Annotated in this window: 15 protein-coding genes; 7 read left to right on the top strand and 8 right to left on the bottom strand. The window is 40.5% G+C overall.

Going from position 1 to position 16,707, the window contains the following annotated elements:
- Positions 1 to 8: 8 nt before the first annotated feature.
- A complete protein-coding gene (locus P20439_RS00075) occupies positions 9 to 548 on the top strand; it encodes a cytochrome b (protein ID WP_008112608.1) in 540 nt (179 codons plus the stop codon).
- Positions 549 to 613: 65 nt separating this feature from the next.
- On the opposite strand, the gene P20439_RS00070 is transcribed toward P20439_RS00075, so the two are convergent.
- Genes P20439_RS00070 through hisG form a run of 6 tightly spaced genes read right to left on the bottom strand, consistent with a single transcriptional unit; the run spans position 614 to position 6,302 of the window.
- Positions 614 to 1,339, bottom strand: coding sequence for a 1-(5-phosphoribosyl)-5-[(5-phosphoribosylamino)methylideneamino] imidazole-4-carboxamide isomerase (locus P20439_RS00070; protein ID WP_008112610.1), 726 nt, complete (start codon positions 1,337 to 1,339; stop codon positions 614 to 616).
- 32 nt (positions 1,340 to 1,371) lie between these two features.
- On the bottom strand, positions 1,372 to 1,962 hold the full coding sequence (hisH, locus tag P20439_RS00065) for an imidazole glycerol phosphate synthase subunit HisH (RefSeq protein ID WP_008112612.1): 591 nt from the start codon (positions 1,960 to 1,962) through the stop codon (positions 1,372 to 1,374).
- Positions 1,959 to 3,020 carry a bifunctional histidinol-phosphatase/imidazoleglycerol-phosphate dehydratase HisB gene (gene hisB, locus P20439_RS00060; RefSeq protein ID WP_008112614.1) on the bottom strand — a complete coding sequence of 354 codons (1,062 nt, stop codon included), beginning with the start codon at positions 3,018 to 3,020 and terminating at the stop codon, positions 1,959 to 1,961. The genes hisH and hisB overlap by 4 nt, the downstream gene beginning before the upstream one ends.
- Positions 3,017 to 4,105, bottom strand: coding sequence for a histidinol-phosphate transaminase (gene hisC, locus P20439_RS00055; protein ID WP_008112616.1), 1,089 nt, complete (start codon positions 4,103 to 4,105; stop codon positions 3,017 to 3,019). Before hisC ends, hisB begins: the two co-directional genes overlap by 4 nt.
- Complete coding sequence (gene hisD / locus P20439_RS00050) at positions 4,095 to 5,396, bottom strand: histidinol dehydrogenase (protein ID WP_008112619.1); 1,302 nt, start codon at positions 5,394 to 5,396, stop codon at positions 4,095 to 4,097. Before hisD ends, hisC begins: the two co-directional genes overlap by 11 nt.
- A gap of 6 nt (positions 5,397 to 5,402) precedes the next feature.
- The gene (gene hisG / locus P20439_RS00045) at positions 5,403 to 6,302 is read right to left on the bottom strand and encodes an ATP phosphoribosyltransferase (protein WP_008112621.1); all 900 of its coding nucleotides are present in this window, start codon (positions 6,300 to 6,302) and stop codon (positions 5,403 to 5,405) included.
- 396 nt (positions 6,303 to 6,698) lie between these two features.
- Between hisG and P20439_RS00040 the strand changes: the two genes are divergently transcribed.
- The 4 genes from P20439_RS00040 (at position 6,699) to P20439_RS00025 (ending at position 10,086) form a co-directional block, all read left to right on the top strand.
- Positions 6,699 to 6,929 carry a hypothetical protein gene (locus tag P20439_RS00040; protein ID WP_008112623.1) on the top strand — a complete coding sequence of 77 codons (231 nt, stop codon included), beginning with the start codon at positions 6,699 to 6,701 and terminating at the stop codon, positions 6,927 to 6,929.
- Positions 6,930 to 7,057: 128 nt separating this feature from the next.
- The gene (locus tag P20439_RS00035; protein ID WP_008112625.1) at positions 7,058 to 8,974 is read left to right on the top strand and encodes an ATP-dependent DNA helicase; all 1,917 of its coding nucleotides are present in this window, start codon (positions 7,058 to 7,060) and stop codon (positions 8,972 to 8,974) included.
- Positions 8,975 to 8,982: 8 nt separating this feature from the next.
- Positions 8,983 to 9,684, top strand: coding sequence for a tRNA (adenosine(37)-N6)-threonylcarbamoyltransferase complex dimerization subunit type 1 TsaB (gene tsaB, locus P20439_RS00030; protein ID WP_008112627.1), 702 nt, complete (start codon positions 8,983 to 8,985; stop codon positions 9,682 to 9,684).
- 72 nt (positions 9,685 to 9,756) lie between these two features.
- The gene (locus tag P20439_RS00025; protein ID WP_008112629.1) at positions 9,757 to 10,086 is read left to right on the top strand and encodes a hypothetical protein; all 330 of its coding nucleotides are present in this window, start codon (positions 9,757 to 9,759) and stop codon (positions 10,084 to 10,086) included.
- Positions 10,087 to 10,159: 73 nt separating this feature from the next.
- Here P20439_RS00025 and P20439_RS00020 read toward each other — a convergent pair whose 3' ends face one another.
- The gene (locus tag P20439_RS00020) at positions 10,160 to 11,449 is read right to left on the bottom strand and encodes an alkaline phosphatase (protein WP_008112631.1); all 1,290 of its coding nucleotides are present in this window, start codon (positions 11,447 to 11,449) and stop codon (positions 10,160 to 10,162) included.
- Positions 11,450 to 11,744: 295 nt separating this feature from the next.
- Entirely contained in the window at positions 11,745 to 13,661 is a 1,917-nt protein-coding gene (locus P20439_RS00015) for a methyl-accepting chemotaxis protein (protein WP_036932554.1), read from the bottom strand.
- 412 nt (positions 13,662 to 14,073) lie between these two features.
- On the opposite strand from P20439_RS00015, the gene P20439_RS00010 reads away from it, so the two are divergent.
- Positions 14,074 to 14,925 (top strand): alpha/beta fold hydrolase, encoded by an 852-nt coding sequence (locus P20439_RS00010; protein ID WP_008112635.1) that lies wholly within the window; start codon positions 14,074 to 14,076, stop codon positions 14,923 to 14,925.
- Between the two features lie 115 nt (positions 14,926 to 15,040).
- Positions 15,041 to 16,693, top strand: coding sequence for a long-chain-fatty-acid--CoA ligase FadD (gene fadD, locus P20439_RS00005; RefSeq protein ID WP_008112636.1), 1,653 nt, complete (start codon positions 15,041 to 15,043; stop codon positions 16,691 to 16,693).
- The last annotated feature ends 14 nt before the right edge of the window (positions 16,694 to 16,707 follow it).

Genomic DNA, 16,707 nt, shown 5'->3' with positions numbered 1-16,707 from the left:
ACGAGTCAATGAAAACAATTACTAAATACTCAGCGTCGAGTATGCTTATTCACTGGGCAATGGCATTAATTATACTTTCTATGTTATTTCTTGGTTTGTCGATGGTACAAAGCTTAGCCGTATGGCAGGTAGAGGCTATACAACTGCATAAATCGTTTGGTGTGTTAGCACTGATATTAGTTGCAATAAGATTAATTAATAAAGTACTGTGTAAAAGCCCCGCATTACCACCGAGTGTGCCTAAACCGCAAGCTTTAGCCGCACATTTAACCCAAGTGGGTTTATATGCGTCTATGATTTTAATGCCAATTTCAGGCTGGTTAATGCAAAGTGCTGATGAGCGTACAGTGAGCTTTTTTGGTTTATTTACTTTGCCTAATTTAGTCAGTAAAAATATTGAGGCCTATGCGTTTTTTCGTGAAGCACATGGCCTAATTGCTTATGCATTTTTACTGTTTATTTTTATGCATGTTAGCGCTGCACTTTATCATGGTTTAATAAAGCAAGATGGCGTATTGGGCTCTATGTTGCCGGGTAAGCATAAATAAACTGATTGTTTTATACAAAAAAGGCACAGACGCGCTCGCATCTGTGCCTTTTTAAATTTTAGTATTTAGCCTAATTTAAGCGCGTCTTCTACGCTAAAAGCACCATCTAATAAAGACTTACCTAAAATTACGCCGCCAACACCAAGTTCATTGAGCTTTTTAATATCATCTAACGAGCTTACGCCACCTGAGGCTTGCACTTTAATATCTGCATTATGATTAATTAAATCTTCATAAAGCGCAAAAGAAGGGCCCGTCATGGTGCCATCCTTACTGATGTCCGTGCATAAAAAGTCAATAACACCCAGAGCAACGTAAAAATCAACAAGCTCAAGTAAACCAAACTCAGATTCACTTAGCCAACCGTGAGTAGCAGGTGCCCATCCGTTCGCAGTTTTATTAACATCAAGGGCAATTACAAAGTGCTCAGGACCAAATTGTTCAATCCAGGCTTTTACTTGCTCACGCTTTTCAACCGCCATTGAGCCAATAACCACTTGGTTTGCACCTGCTTTTAGCCAATCGCTCACGTCCTGCTCTGAACGAATACCGCCACCTACCTGGTAAGGTACATTGAGAGCTTTTGTTGCTGCTTGAATATGTTGCCACTGTTTTTTACTTGGATCCCGTGCACCTTCTAAATCAACTAAATGTAATTTAGTGGCACCACTGTCGGCATACTCTTTTAAGCGAGCACCAAGCTCAAAGGGATAAAACTGTGCAGTATCGTATTTACCTTGATACAAGCGGACAATTTGATTTTGTAATACATCTAATGCTGGAATAATCACTGTATTTCTCTTTTAAAAGCATGAAGAGCAACCTAAAGTTGCCAATCAACAAAATTTTGTAATAAACGCGTACCTACTTTAGCGCTGCGTTCAGGATGAAATTGCATGCCTGCATAATTGTCTTTAGCTACAATTGCAGAAAATGTTTGCCCGTATTCGCTGCTGACTAGCGTGGCGTTATTAACTGTATGGGCGAAACTGTGCACATAATAAACCTGGTCGTCCGCATGCAAACCTTGAGTCAACGGGTGCGCTTGTTGAACAGATAGGTTATTCCAGCCCATATGTGGTGACGTTAAGCTACCTACATCGAGTGCTTTCACTTCGCCTGGTATTTTACCTAAGCATTGCACGTTACCTTCTTCAGTGCTTTCACACAGCAGTTGCATGCCTAAGCAAATTCCCATTAGCGGGCGCTGATATTCGTTAATTGCTTGCTGCCAACCATTATCAACCAAACGCTTCATAGCAACAGATGCATGACCAACACCGGGTAAAATAGCACGTTCATAGCCTGCTAGTTGTTCTGGCGAAGTAATCACCGTAGGGCTTTGCCCTAAACGCTCAAATGCAAACCGCACTGAGTTAATGTTGGCGCAACCGGTATTAATTATCGCAATCATAAACATCCCTTAGAGCTGGCTGTTTGTTGGCTGGTATCTTGTGCAATAGCCATACGCAAAGCACGAGAAAACGCTTTGAATAAGCCTTCCACTTGGTGGTGGCAGTTGCCATCACTTACCGATAAAATAAGGCTAATTGCTGCATTATCGCTTAAGCTTTTGAAAAAGTGCTCAACCATTTGCACGTCTAAATCACCGGCTTTTTCACGGCTAAAGTTGGCGTTTAATACAAATGAAGCACGACCCGACAAATCAATTTGTGCCTCAGCTTTACATTCATCCATAGGCAAGGCAAAACCATAACGCGCAATTTGCGATTTGGTGCCAAGCGCCTGTTTAAGGGCAACACCTAAAGCAATACCAATGTCTTCAACAAGGTGATGCTCGTCTATGTGTAAATCGCCTTTGGCTTTAATATTTAAGCCAATATTGGCATGAGTGCGAATTTGATCCAGCATGTGGTCAAAAAAACCAAGGCCAGTTTCAATGTTGCCATTTTTTGTTTGATCAAGGTTAACCGCTACGTCTATTTGCGTTTCTTTGGTGTTGCGTGTCACACGGCCTTCACGGTTTGCCGTGGTCAGCTTAGTGACAATGGCAGGCCAGCTGCCATCGTATAAAATACCTTCACAACATAAGTTTTGTGCAAGGCCAATATCGGTTTGGCGATCGCCAATCACAAAAGAACGTGCTAAATCAACTTTGCCTGAGCGCATTAGTTCAGTGATTAAGCCTGTTTTTGGTTTACGGCAATCACAGTTTTGTTCATCAAAATGTGGGCAAATTAATACTGACTCAAAGCTAATGCCTTGGCTTTGCAGTATGTCCATCATTTTGTCTTGTGCAATGTCAAAATCGGCAGTTGGGAAGCTGTCTGTGCCCAAGCCATCTTGATTTGATACCATTACTAAGCGATAGCCTGCGGCTTGCAGTTGCAATAAGGCAGGAATGACACCTGGTAAAAACGCTAGTTTTTCAAGGCTGTCGACTTGTTTGTCGGTGATTGGCTCTTCAATAATAGTGCCATCGCGGTCTATAAATAAATAGGGGTTACTCATGATACTTCCTGTTGTGCTGTGGCTTGAGGCAATTGCAGGCCATCTAACCAAATTTTTACTTGTTCTAATTCTTGTTCATTACCAATTGAAATACGTAGCCAGTCGTCTTCATTAAATAAGGTAAAGGCGCGCATTACTAAGCCTTGTTTAAGTGCTTGTTTAAAGTAATCTTTATTCGCTAATTTTAAAGTAACAAAGTTGCCTTCACCAGTGAGTATTTTTAATACTGCAGGGGAGGCGTTTAACCAGTCAATAAGCTTTAACTTTAAGCTATTTAAAATGGTCACTTGGCGACGCATTGAGGTTATCGCATCAGGGGCAATGGCTTGTGCTGCAATGCTGGCCACCACACCCGATACCGGATACGGTGCAATGACCTTACGAATAGGCGCTAATACACTGGCCTGAGCGAGAGTAAACCCTGTTCTTAAGCCCGCAAGTGCGAATGCTTTTGAGAGTGTACGAAGCACAACAATGTTACTAAACTCGTTTATAAGTTGTGCTGCACTTTGCTCAGGACAAAACTCAATATAGGCTTCATCAACAATCACCAATGCTTTACCTGCAAGTGCAGTGGCAATGGCTTTTACTTTATCTAGCGGGGTTAAACTACCTGTTGGGTTATTTGGATTACAAATAAATACCAGTTTTGAGCTACCCACAGCGGCAACTATTTCATCCACGCTGGCATTTAATAAAAGCGTTTGTGTTAGGCCATTGATTGCGACGTTGTGTGTATCGGCCGTTACTTTGTACATACCGTAAGTAGGTAAAAATAGTGCAATACTGTCTTTACCTGGCTCACAATAGGTACGCACTAACAATTCAATGCCTTCATCTGCGCCACGGGTCATTAATACATTTTCGCTTTCAAGCTCAGCATAGGCTGCGTAGCGGTCAATAACCAATTGAGGCTGAGGATCGGGGTAACGATTCAAGTCTTCAATTGTTATTTCAAGGTTTTTAGTATACGGGCTTTCGTTGGCATTGAGCCAGGTTGTACCGGTTAACTTTTCACTTTTAGCCGAGCTATACGCAGCAAGTGCTGCAATATTATCAGGTAATAAGCCGCTCTCATTGCTCATTTTTTATTGCCTCTAAACGAATTGAAACCGCATTAGCGTGGGCATCTAGGCCTTCTGCATCTGCTAAGGGTAAAATAGCTTTTGAAAGCTCAGTTAAGCCTTGTTTACTGATAGTTTGTACTGTGTAAGTACGGAAAAAATCGAGTAAATTTAAGCTAGAGTAAGTTGCACTGTAACCATAAGTGGGTAACACGTGATTAGTGCCTGAGGCATAATCGCCCGCTGACTCTGGAGTGTAATCGCCAACAAATACAGAGCCTGCATTCTTTACTTGATCTAAGTAAGGAGTTGCATCTGCAAGTTGTAATATTAAGTGCTCTGGCCCATATTGCGCTGATACGTCAAACGCTTGGGCTACTGAATCAACTAGAATAAGAGACGAATTTGCCAATGCCTGTTCGGCGGTGTCTTTTCGACTTAAGTTAGCTAATTGACGAGTAAGTGCGTCTTGCGTTTGTTCAATAATCGTTTCACTGTTACATAATAAAATAACTTGTGAGTCAGCCCCGTGTTCTGCTTGAGACAGTAAGTCGGCAGCAATAAACTCTGGGTTTGCACGTTCATCTGCAATCACTAACACTTCTGATGGCCCTGCTGGCATATCAATCGCCATACCTGGAATCGTTTGTGCGACTAACTGTTTTGCCATAGTGACAAAGCTGTTACCTGGGCCAAAAATTTTATTTACTTTAGGAACAGACTCTGTGCCATAGGCCATAGCAGCTATCGCGCCTGCACCGCCGCTTTCAATAATTGTAGTGATACCACATAATTTAGCGGCATATAAAATAGCCGGGTTAATTGCTTTATCACCTTGTACTGGTGTGGTTAGTACTACGGTTTTTGCACCGCTTAACTGCGCCAATACACCTTGCATAATAACCGATGACGGAAGAGGGGCACTTCCGCCAGGTACATAAATACCGACTGCTTCGATGGCTTGATATTTCAGTTCACAGTCAACGCCGGGTTGAGTCGATAACTTAATATCTTTTGGTAGTTGCGCTTGGTGAAAACATTTCACATTGGCATAAGCGGTATCAATTGCATACTTAAGCTCTGGGCTTAGCATTTTCTCAGCGGCATTAATTTCATCAAGTGGTACACGTAAACGCGGCTCGGCTCTATTATCGAACTCTTGTGCTAATGCAAGTAAAGCGGCATCGCCTTGCGCATTAACTTTTGCCAAAATAGTCTGGCAAATGCTTTCTACTTTTTGACTTGCTGATACAGCAGGGCGCATAAGCGCCGCTGCTTGAACTTGTGATGATTCCTCATTCCAACGAAGCATGGCTTGTTACTCCATCATTTTTTCAATTGGCATAACTAAAATAGAATTGGCACCAAGGGCCTTAAGTTGTTCCATGGTTTCCCAAAATAGGGTTTCACTGCTCACCATGTGTAGGGCAACATATTCATCATTACCCGCAAGAGCCAATAATGTAGGTTGGCCAGCGCCAGGTAAAATCTCACAAATTTCATCAAGCTTGTCTTTTGGTGCGTGTAGCATAATGTATTTACTTTCTTTAGCTTGCTTAACACCACGTAAACGCGGCATTAGCTTATTTATGAGTGCTAATTTTTCAGTATCTTGTAGTTGAGTGTTTTGGATTAAACAGGCATTTGACTCTAAAATAGTGTCGCCTTGCATTAAGCCATTTGCTTCAAGGGTTGCACCTGTTGAGACCAAATCACAAATGGCATCAGCAAGACCGGCACGAGGCGCCACTTCAACAGAGCCAGTCAGCATAACAGTGCTGGCGTTAATGCCTTCGCGTTTTAGGTATTGGCTTAAAATTTCTGGGTAAGTGGTCGCAATACGTTTGCCTTCAAACCAGCTCTTGTCTTGTTTACCAAGTTCTTGTGGCCATGCAAGTGCTAAACGACAGTAACCAAAGTCAAGTTTAGCAAGCTTTGTAACTTCACTTGGTACACCTTGGCGTTCTCTTTCTGCTTGTACTTCAACTAGTACGTTTTCGCCAACAATACCTAAATCACAAACGCCGTCCATAACTAAGCCTGGAATATCGTCATCGCGCACACGTAATACGTCAATAGGCATGTTGGTTGAGTGTGCTATGAGGCGCTGCTCACGAAGATTGAGTTTTACACCCAGTTGTTTAAGCAGATCTTGACAATCTTTAGATAGGCGGCCACCTTTTTGGATGGCGATACGAAGACGATTACTATTATTCATTACTCATTTTCCTTTAATTTAAAAACTAAAAACCCCGAGGGAAACCTCAGGGCGAAAATGAATCTTGGTATGTTGATTCGCCAGAGGTTTCCTTTTAGGAACAACCTCTCAGCGAAAGACCTGACAGGTTATTCCGATGAATGATGGTGGTGATGTACAACTGTCAGTGAATTAAGCATTTTTTATCCTATTTGGCTAATCGTTATTGTGTTAACGCTTAGCTGCAATCTGTTTAATAAATTTCGCACTTATAAAAACACATTAACCGACAGCATGGCAAGAAAAATTTTCTTTAATTAAAGAATATCTTATAACTGCCGACAATAGTTAACATATTGCTTTATTTATCAACAGCCTTATAGTGATTAAATAACGCGCAACCTGCTGGAGTCACACATGGATATAATGATCCCCTATTTAGGGCCTATTACCCGTTTAGCGCTTGAATCTAAAGGGGCTTTTCATATTGCAGGGGTGCAACAAAGCGCTAGGGCGAAGCAAGTTGAACTTGAAGAGCGCAAAAAGAAAGAGATAGAAAAACAAAAAAAAGCATCGTTCGACCAAAAAAAATCGAGCAATAGCAACGCAGAAGATGACGACAAGCCTCACTTAGATACTTGGGCTTAGATTAATAAAAGTAAACCTCCCACTGCGTGTTAAATATTCTTCTCAATGTAGAGGGGGACTGATTAATCACGGCATTACTTGCTCTTGGCTCTGGGCTTACGTAAAATCCCGCTATTATTTTTTACATAGTGATTGGGATTATCAAACAGCTGTTTAGTGCGACCGGGCCTTTGGCTTTATCAATAGATGGATACACACCACGCCAGCCTCAAATCGATATGGCGGTGGCTGTTGATGATGCATTAAAAACCCGAGCTCAACTTGTTGTTGAGGCAGGTACTGGCACAGGTAAAACCTTTGCCTATTTAGCCCCCGCACTTAAATCTAAAGGTAAAACCATTATCTCAACCGGTTCTAAAGCACTGCAAGAGCAGCTTTATCACCGTGATTTACCCGTATTATTAAAAGCCTTAGGTGCAGCGAAAAAAACGGCCTTGTTAAAAGGGCGTGCCAATTACTTGTGTACATATCGACTAACTCAGCATGTGGCACACGTACCCACAGACGACCCTGATGTTATGCATCAGCTTGCTATGGTTGCAAAGTTTGCCAGTGAGACCCACAGCGGTGATCTTGCCGATTGCATTGGTATTGAAGAAGACGCCAAAGTGCTACCTTATGTAAGCTCAACCGCTGATAATTGCTTAGGCAAAGAATGCCCTGACTTTCAAGAATGCTATATTCGCAAAGCACGTTTAAAAGCGGGGGATGCCGATGTTGTGGTAATTAATCACCATTTATTTTTTGCCGATATGGCGGTAAAAGAATCAGGTTTTGCAGAGCTGATGCCTAATGCTGATGCCTACATATTTGATGAAGCTCACCAATTAAGCGAAATTGCCAGCGACTATTTTGGCGAAACCATGAGCACCAAAAAGCTGGTGGATTTAATTAACGATTTGCGCGCTATTTACCGCGCTGAAATCCCCGATATGCTGCAATTAGGCAAAAGTTTAAATAAACTGGAAACCAGTGTCGCTGATTTAAGGTTGCAGTTTGGAGTTGATGGTAGCCGAGGCGATTGGCGCGAAAAGCTCAGTAATAAGCTTATTTGCTCGGCATTACACCGCGTAATAAGTGATTTAGAGTTTGTGTATCAGGTTTTAAAGTTATGCTTAGAGCGCAGCGATAAAATAGAACATCCGTTTGAACGTGCGTTGGCTTTTAAAGGCCAGTTAGAGCGCGTATTCGATACCGCCCAAACAGGGTTTAGTTACTGGTATGAAACCACGAGGCGCTATTTAACAATCAATATAACGCCATTAAACGTATCGGCAAAATTTGCATTGATGATGAAAGAATCTGGTGCGGGGTTTGTATTTACCTCGGCCACGTTATCGGTCGACAATGAACTGAGCCACTTTAATGCAAGCCTTGGCTTAAAGCCAAAGCAAAGCATGATGGTTGATAGTCCGTTTGATTATGCCAATCAGGCGTTGCTGTGCTTACCACGTTATTTACCTCAATCGCATGAAGATAATATGCCCCATGCGATTGTAAAACTGACCTTAGAGCTCATAAAATCAGCTAAAGGGCGCTGTTTTGTGTTATTTACCAGTTACCGTATGATGCATTTAGTGGCTGAGGGCTTAACGACGCAAATGGACTACCCAGTTTATATGCAAGGGCAAATGTCTAAACGCATTATATTAGAAAAATTTACTCGCCATGGTAATGCGGTATTACTGGGGACCGCGTCATTTTGGGAAGGGGTTGATGTACGAGGCAGTACCTTAAGCTGTGTTATTATTGATAAGCTACCGTTTGCTGCACCTGATGACCCTTTACTACAAGCTAAAATGCAAGATTGTCAAATGCAAGGCAAGGACCCGTTTGCACATATTCAATTACCCCAAGCAGTGATTGCCTTAAAGCAGGGGGTAGGTCGCTTAATAAGAGACAACAAAGATAAAGGCGTGCTAGTGATTTGCGATAATCGCTTAGTTACACGCCAATACGGACAAGTATTTTTAAAGAGTTTACCGCCAATGCGCCGTACACGAAGCTTAGAAGATGCCAATACATTTTTAAAACATATTAATTGAGTACAAAAATGATCAAAAGTAATATTCTCGCCCTAGATGCTTCTACAGAAGCATTATCAATTGTTTTGCATTATCAGGGTAAAACATTTCATCATTTTGAAGAGTGTCCGCAGCAACATAGTCAAAAAATACTGCCACTTATTGATGAGTTACTTGGTAAAGCCGGCTGTAAATTAAAAGATTTAGACGTAATAGGATTTGGCCAAGGTCCTGGAAGTTTCACCGGCGTTCGTATTAGCGTAGCCATTGCCCAAGGTCTTGCATATTCAACTAATTTACCATTAGTTGGGGTATCTACTTTAGCAGTCATGGCACAGCAGGCATTAGAACAGTTTGGTGCTGACGTAGTTTATTCTAGTATTGATGCGCGTATGGGAGAAATATATTTTGCTCAGTACCACGCAAAAGATGGATTGATGACACTTAAAGGCGAAGAGCGAGTATTCAAACCTGAATTGTTAGATGTAACTTTGATAGATACAAACATCGATGCTGCAGCCGTAGGGACTGGGTTTAAAAGTTACCCTGACGCATTAACAGCATTTAATAATGTAACCATACAGCCAGCAATAACCTTACCGGATGCACACTATATGCTGGCCCTAGTAGAGGCGCAGTATCTTGCTGGTAAGGGTGTAAAAGCCAGTGATGCACAACCAAAGTATGTGCGTGACACGGTAACATGGAAAAAATTACCGGGCCGTGAATAAACAAACACGGTTGTTTGCAAATTAAGCGATTTTAAATCATAATTTAATTATGTTGTTGGTTGGAGAAGCGCTGTGTCGCTACCTATAAGTTCTGGTTTTTTTACAGGTGATATACCTGCTAAGGTGCGTTCTACTTCGGTAGTTCCGGCGCAGCCTGAACGAGTACTAGAGCAAGCCAAACCACAAACAACTAATACCGATTATGTCAAAAGCAGCCCAGAAGGGCTTGAACTTGCAAAAGAGTTTACAAAAGCGAACAGCAAAGACACCCAATACAGCCAAACTATTTACGATCAACCCAGTGCCCAAGTAAGCAAAGCGATTTCGACATATACTGAGTTTGCTAATTTAGAGCGAAGAGCTGAAGTTCAAAGTTTAATTGGTGTTGATATATACGCCTAGTTAAAACCTGACAAAAATCAGCAAATAAAAAGCCCGAATGAATCATTCGGGCTTTTTATTTTCATTACTGAGATTATTGCTCTATATAACCAATCAATTTTTTAGCTATATCGGTATTATTTTGAGAGCCAACAAAGTCATCGCTATTTTTACCATAAGCAAATACTTGTACATCAGACGCTGTGTGACCGCCCGTTGTCCAGCCAGTAAAACTTAAGTCATTAATAATGCTTTTAACGGCCAAGTTTAGGGTTTTCTCACCCATAGCTTTGGCTTGCTTAAGTTTAATTTCGTTTTCAGCTGTAAATTCAATACTGGTATTAGCCTGCCAAACCGTTTTAAGGTTATCTGACTCCATTAGTAATTTGGTCAATGTACCTGCAGTGGCTTTAACACCTTTGATGATATCTGTTTCCCATTTATATTGGCCATGTGCACCAATAGTTAAACCGCCTGTTGAGTGATCAGCTGTGATCACTAAAATAGTGTCTGGGTTGTTATCTACATAAGCTTTAGCCGTTTCGATTGATTTAGCAAAATCGTCCATTTCAGCCATTGCACAGGCAATATCATTCGCGTGGCCACACCAATCAATTTGGCTGCCTTCAATCATCACAAAAAAGCCTTTATCATTTTGCCCATCAAGCAAATCAAACGCTTTAGCAGTTAACTGCTTTAATCTTGTTGGGTTTTCATCAAGAGCAAATGGTAAGCCTTTAGGTGCATATAAACCTATAGCAGGCACTTGAGTGATTTGACCAAGGTTTTGAATATCATCGCCGTATTGATAACCAGCTTGTTTAAACTCGTCAACTAAGTTTCTGTCATCACGAATAAAGTACTGAGTACCACCGCCTAACATTAAATCAACTGGTAATTTACCTGCAATTTTATTGTCAATGTAGTCATTGGCAATATCATCATAGTTTCTTCTTGACTCATTATGTGCGGCAAAGCTTGCTGGTGTTGCATGGTTTATTTGTGAAGTCGCCACTAATGCTGTTGTCATTCCTTGCTCTTTTGCAATTTCTAACATGGTTTTAACAGGTTTTTTAGCTGTATCAACAGCAATTGCGCCATTATAACTTTTATGACCGCTACTTAGTGCTGTTGCACCCGCTGCGCTGTCGGTTACGTACGTATGGTCGTCAGGATAAGTATGTGCCATACCTTTTAGCATGGTATCGAAAACGGTGGTTTCTATTTCTTTTGTTGTTGGGTCGTCTTTGTAGTATCGATAAGCAGTTGTGAAAGCGGGACCCATGCCATCACCAATCATATAAATAACATTTTTAGGCGCTGTTTGAGCGAAAGCTCCTGTTGTTGTACATAAAAGCGCTAATAATCCGAACTGTTTTTTCATTGTGTGTACCCTTTAAGTGTACTTGTTTTATTTAATAGCGCTATTATTGTATACAGATAGCAAGATAAATAAATGAATATATGATGATTAATGAGTTTTGTATGAGGTTTTGACTATTTTTAGCTTAATACTTCCATATTAGCGACATGAATTACCCTATAAAATAATTATTTACTGATATATCAATATAATAGGTACGCTAAATTAGTTTAAGGAATTGAACTGAGTTTGCAAATAGGGGGTATAGTAATACAGCCTTGAGTGAACCTTTCACCCAAGGCAAGTTAAGTAGGTGTTAAACTTTAAAGCGCGACACCATTACTTGAAGCCCACTGGCTAATTGAGCAAGCTCGCTGCAGGCTTGTGCTGTTTGTTCAACAGATTGACCACTTTGTTCGGCAATATCATTAATGCGAGTGATACTGCGGTTTACTTCTTCTGCGGCCAGTGATTGTTGCTCAACTGCGGCAGAGACTTGAATGTTCATGTCGTGAATTCCCTCAACAGCAAGGTTAATTTCACTCAATGAGGTTTGCGTTCCCGTTATTTCAGTAACCGAATCATTGCTCTTCGTGCTACTGCGTTCCATTGCATCCACAGCATCTTGAGTCCCAGTTTGAATGTTGGCAACCATTTGTTCAATTTCACCGGTAGATTGCTGAGTGCGTTGCGCTAAGTTACGTACTTCGTCGGCTACCACAGCAAAGCCTCGACCAGCTTCACCCGCACGCGCAGCTTCAATAGCAGCATTTAGTGCTAGCAAGTTTGTTTGCTCGGCAATATTTCTAATTACTTCCAGTACTTTTTCAATACTTCCGCTTTGCTCTTGTAAATTCCGAATAGTTTGTGAAGCTTGCTCAACTTCATTGGCTAATGAGTTTATCGCATTAACACTTCGCTCAACGGAGCGATTACCTTCTACTGCAATTGCATTGGTTGTTTGTGCGCTACTTGCAGCACTGTGCGTATTGCCAGCAATTTCTTGAATAGACGCTGCCATTTCTGTCATTGCTGTTGCAACTTGTGTCGTTTGGTCGCGCTGAGTTACTACACCTTGACGGGTTTCGTTGGCAACAGCGGTAAGCTCTTCTGTTGCTGCGGCCATTTGGTTTGTTGAATCCGCAACCTGCTGAACAAGCTCCTGAATTTTAGAAATGAACAGGTTATATCTGTAAGCTAGTTCGCTGAGTTCATCTTGCCCTGTTTCATCGAGTCTGCGAGTTAAGTCACCTTCACCTTCAGAAATATCTTTAAGGGAGGTAAGCGTAGAGCGAAGTGGTCTAATAATAGTTTGTGATAAGCCATAAGCAATTAACACCGCAAGCCCTATGGCAATAATAGCAATAACTATCACAAAATTGCGGGTGTTTGCTGCCGAATTAGCGTAAAAGCTGCGGTTCATCGCGATTTCAACTACCGCAACGGGTTTACCTGAATAGTCGTTAATACTTTTAGCAAGGGTCGCTAATGGTTTTGATGAGCTGTTGTGATGACCTAGTACCGTATTACCATCCCAAGCAGCAAGGATCTCATTTCTTGAGATAAGCGTTTTTTCAGTTAATGATGAAGCAAGCAGTTTTGGCGTTCGGTTTTTTATAGTATGAATTGCAATATCTACATTTGAACCAAAGGCAGCACTAAATTGTTCAACAAAATTTTGTGATAAATCAATACCAAATTCAATTGATCCTACGTGTTGACCATCTGCATTTACCGGCACTAAACCTCTTATTCCTAGTCCACTAACGCCTTCTTCAACGCCATTAACTGGCTGACGTTTACGGTTAACTTCTACAATGGTACTTCGCTTAGATGATAAATCATCTCCGTACTTTTTAGGATCGTGTAAGCGTAAAAAAGAGGTAGCAGGAGCAGTGTGAAATTGAAACTGTTCGACCCCATATTGCTCACTCAGGGTATAAAAAACCGGTAGCAATTGTTTGCTAAGCAGCTCTCTGTCACCTCTAGCAAAGGCTTCTTTAATAGATGGCTGGCTGGCAATCATCGCACTCATTGCTTGCGCTGACATTGCTTGGTTGTTAATTTGTGAGGTGACAGCGTCATAAATGCTTTGCATTTCACGTTTTTCCGCTTCACTACTCAGTTGGTTGGAATTGATCAAGTAAAACGCTGACATAATGATGACAGTTATCGTTACGAGGGTTGTAAAACCAACAGATAGACGAGAGCCGATGGTAAAGTTTCTAAACACGATTAAACCTTATAGATTTTAATTTGCACTTAAAAATACAAATATGAGTACAATTATTTTATTGATAAACGCATAGAATCCTTTCATAGTGTTTGGCTGGTATTTTTTGCAGATACATTGAAGTTATTCGTTAAGTTTAGATTAATATTAATAGATATCAAAGAAACTGTAGTATAAAAACGCATTTATTTTGTATGAATAACATACAGCTAAATCTTTGTTTATATCGGTGTTACTTGGTTATCTTTTATGCATTTAAAGTTGCATTAAATTTACAATGTAAAATAAACAAATAACGCTCTTTTTGTCTTTCTTTTAATTCTTTAGGGTTGTTTTTTTGTTTTTAAATTCGAAAAAGCCATTCAAAATAACTGCTTTTTGCGTGTTAAAATAATTTAAATAGAGGTAATAATTGCAACCATTTTCTGTCAAAGCTAATGACTTAGATATACATGGCCTTAAATTTGGAGACGGTGAAGAGATTGTTATCGCGCTTCATGGTTGGTTAGATAACAGTGCCAGTTTTGCGCCTATGCTTACTAATGTACTCTCAAATCAAACATGGTATTGCATTGATTTTGCAGGGCATGGTCTGTCATCTTGGCGAAGCCCTCAAGCTCACTATTATTTTATTGATTATGTGGATGATGTTTACGCCTTCATTAATGCGCTTAATATAAAAAAAGTACATTTGGTAGGGCATTCAATGGGAGCGATGGTCGCGGGTTTATTTGCAAGTTGTTTCAGCGAATACGTTAGATCCGTTTCTTTTATTGAAGGAATAGGTTGCGTTACAACCCAAGCAGATGAAGTCGCTTCGCAGCTAAGAAGTGCCATACTTAACCGAGCACGGATAACAACTAAAAAACCGAGGGTATACACGTCAAAGCAGCAAATTTATCAAGCACGTTCAAAAACAACAGATTTAAATGATGAACTAATTGCGCTGTTAATGGACAGAAACATAAAACAAATGCACAGTGGGTTTGAGTTAACGACTGACCCTAAGCTTAAAAATCACTCAGGTTTTCGATTTGATGAAGCGCAATGTATTGGTGCAATAAAAGAATTAATTGCACCATGTCAATTAATATTAGGTGATAAAGGTTATCCATTTGTAAAACAAAACTTAGATAAGTATAGTAATTATTACAATAACTTGAGAGTATTAGAAGTGCCTGGCGGCCATCACTGCCATATGCAAAGTAGTGGGCTATGTTTTGAACACATTCAAGCATTTATGCTGCAAAGTAGTGCATGTTAATTGTATATTAGCGATAAATGTGGGATTATCTCTAGATTAGAGTATTTGCTCAATTGTGAAAGTGCCTTACTTAGATTAAGGTTAATAAAAATATAATTATAAACAGGGGCTAAGAGTGGAAAAAATCTGGCTTAAGCGCTACCCAGAAGGTATGCCTGAAACAATCGATCCTGAGCACTACAACTCGTTACTCGAAGTGTTTGAAAAAAGTTTTAATGAATACAAAGATTTACCTGCATTTACAAATATGGGTAAAACATTGTCTTACAACGATATAGATGCAGCAACAAAACGCGTTGCCGCCTATATTCAAAACGATTTAGGGTTAAAAAAAGGCGATAAAGTCGCTGTGATGATGCCTAACTTGTTGCAAACCCCTATTGCTATCTTAGGTATTTTGCGTGCAGGGTGCGTGGTGGTTAACGTTAACCCACTTTACACCGTACGCGAGCTAGAGCACCAGCTGAAAGACTCTGAAACATCAGCAATATTTATACTGGCTAACTTTGCTGTCACGCTTGAAAAAGCGCTGCCTAACACCGACGTGAAACACATTGTGGTTACACAAGTGGGTGACATGATGGGCGGCCTTAAAAAGCATTTAGTTAATTTTGTCGTTAAGCATTTCAAAAAAATGGTGCCGAACTACACGTTGCCAAACACGATTAACTTCTGCGATTTATTAAAAGCAGATCCAAACGGTTACAAACGCCCAGACGTAAACCTAAGCGACTTAGCTTTTTTACAGTACACGGGTGGAACTACCGGTGTGTCAAAAGGCGCTATGTTAAGCCATGGCAATATGGTGGGTAACCTTGAGCAAGTATCTGGTTGTTTAGATAACGTGCTTGACCGTGGTAGTGAAGTGGTTATTACTGCGCTTCCGCTTTATCATATATTTGCATTAACGGCGAACTGTTTAGCATTTATGAAATATGGTGGCTTAAACGTTTTAATTACTAATCCACGTGATATGCCAGGGTTTGTAAAAGAGCTTAGTCAGCATAAATTTACTGCTATTACAGGTGTTAATACTCTATTTAATGGCTTATTAAATACTCCGGGTTTCTCTGAACTTGACTTTAGTCACCTTAAAATGTCATTGGGTGGCGGTATGGCTGTTCAACGCCCTGTTGCAGAAAAATGGCAGAAGGTCACTAACAGTAAGTTAATGGAAGGCTATGGCCTGACAGAATGTTCGCCATTAGTTACAATTAGCCCTTACGATTTAGAGGCTTATAATGGCTCTATTGGTTTACCTGCACCAAGTACAGATATTAAATTAATGCTTGATAATGGTGAAGAAGCGGCTAAAGGTGAGCCAGGTGAATTGTGGGTCAAAGGCCCGCAAGTAATGCTTGGTTATTATAACCGCCCAGACGCAACCGCCGAATGTTTAAAAGATGGCTGGTTTGCAACAGGTGATATTGCGACATACGATGATGAAGGTTTCTTCTATATTGTTGACCGTAAAAAAGACATGATTATTGTTTCAGGCTTTAATGTTTTCCCAAATGAGATTGAAGAAGTGGTTGCAATGCACGAAGGTGTATTAGAAGTTGCTGCAATTGGTATTCCTCATGACATTAGTGGTGAACAAGTTAAAGTTTTTGTTGTGAAAAAAGACCCTTCTTTAACTGAAAAAGATATAATAAAACATTGTCGTGATAATTTAACTAATTATAAGGTTCCTAAACTCGTTGAGTTTAAGGATGAGTTACCCAAAACTAACGTGGGTAAAATCCTCAGAAGAGCCTTAAAAGATTAGCAACTATAAAAAAG

The sequence above is a fragment of the Pseudoalteromonas sp. BSi20439 genome (assembly GCF_000241165.1).
Lineage (GTDB): Bacteria > Pseudomonadota > Gammaproteobacteria > Enterobacterales > Alteromonadaceae > Pseudoalteromonas.
The sequence above is the reverse complement of the archived record's forward strand: the minus strand, read 5'-3'. Positions and strand labels throughout refer to the sequence as shown.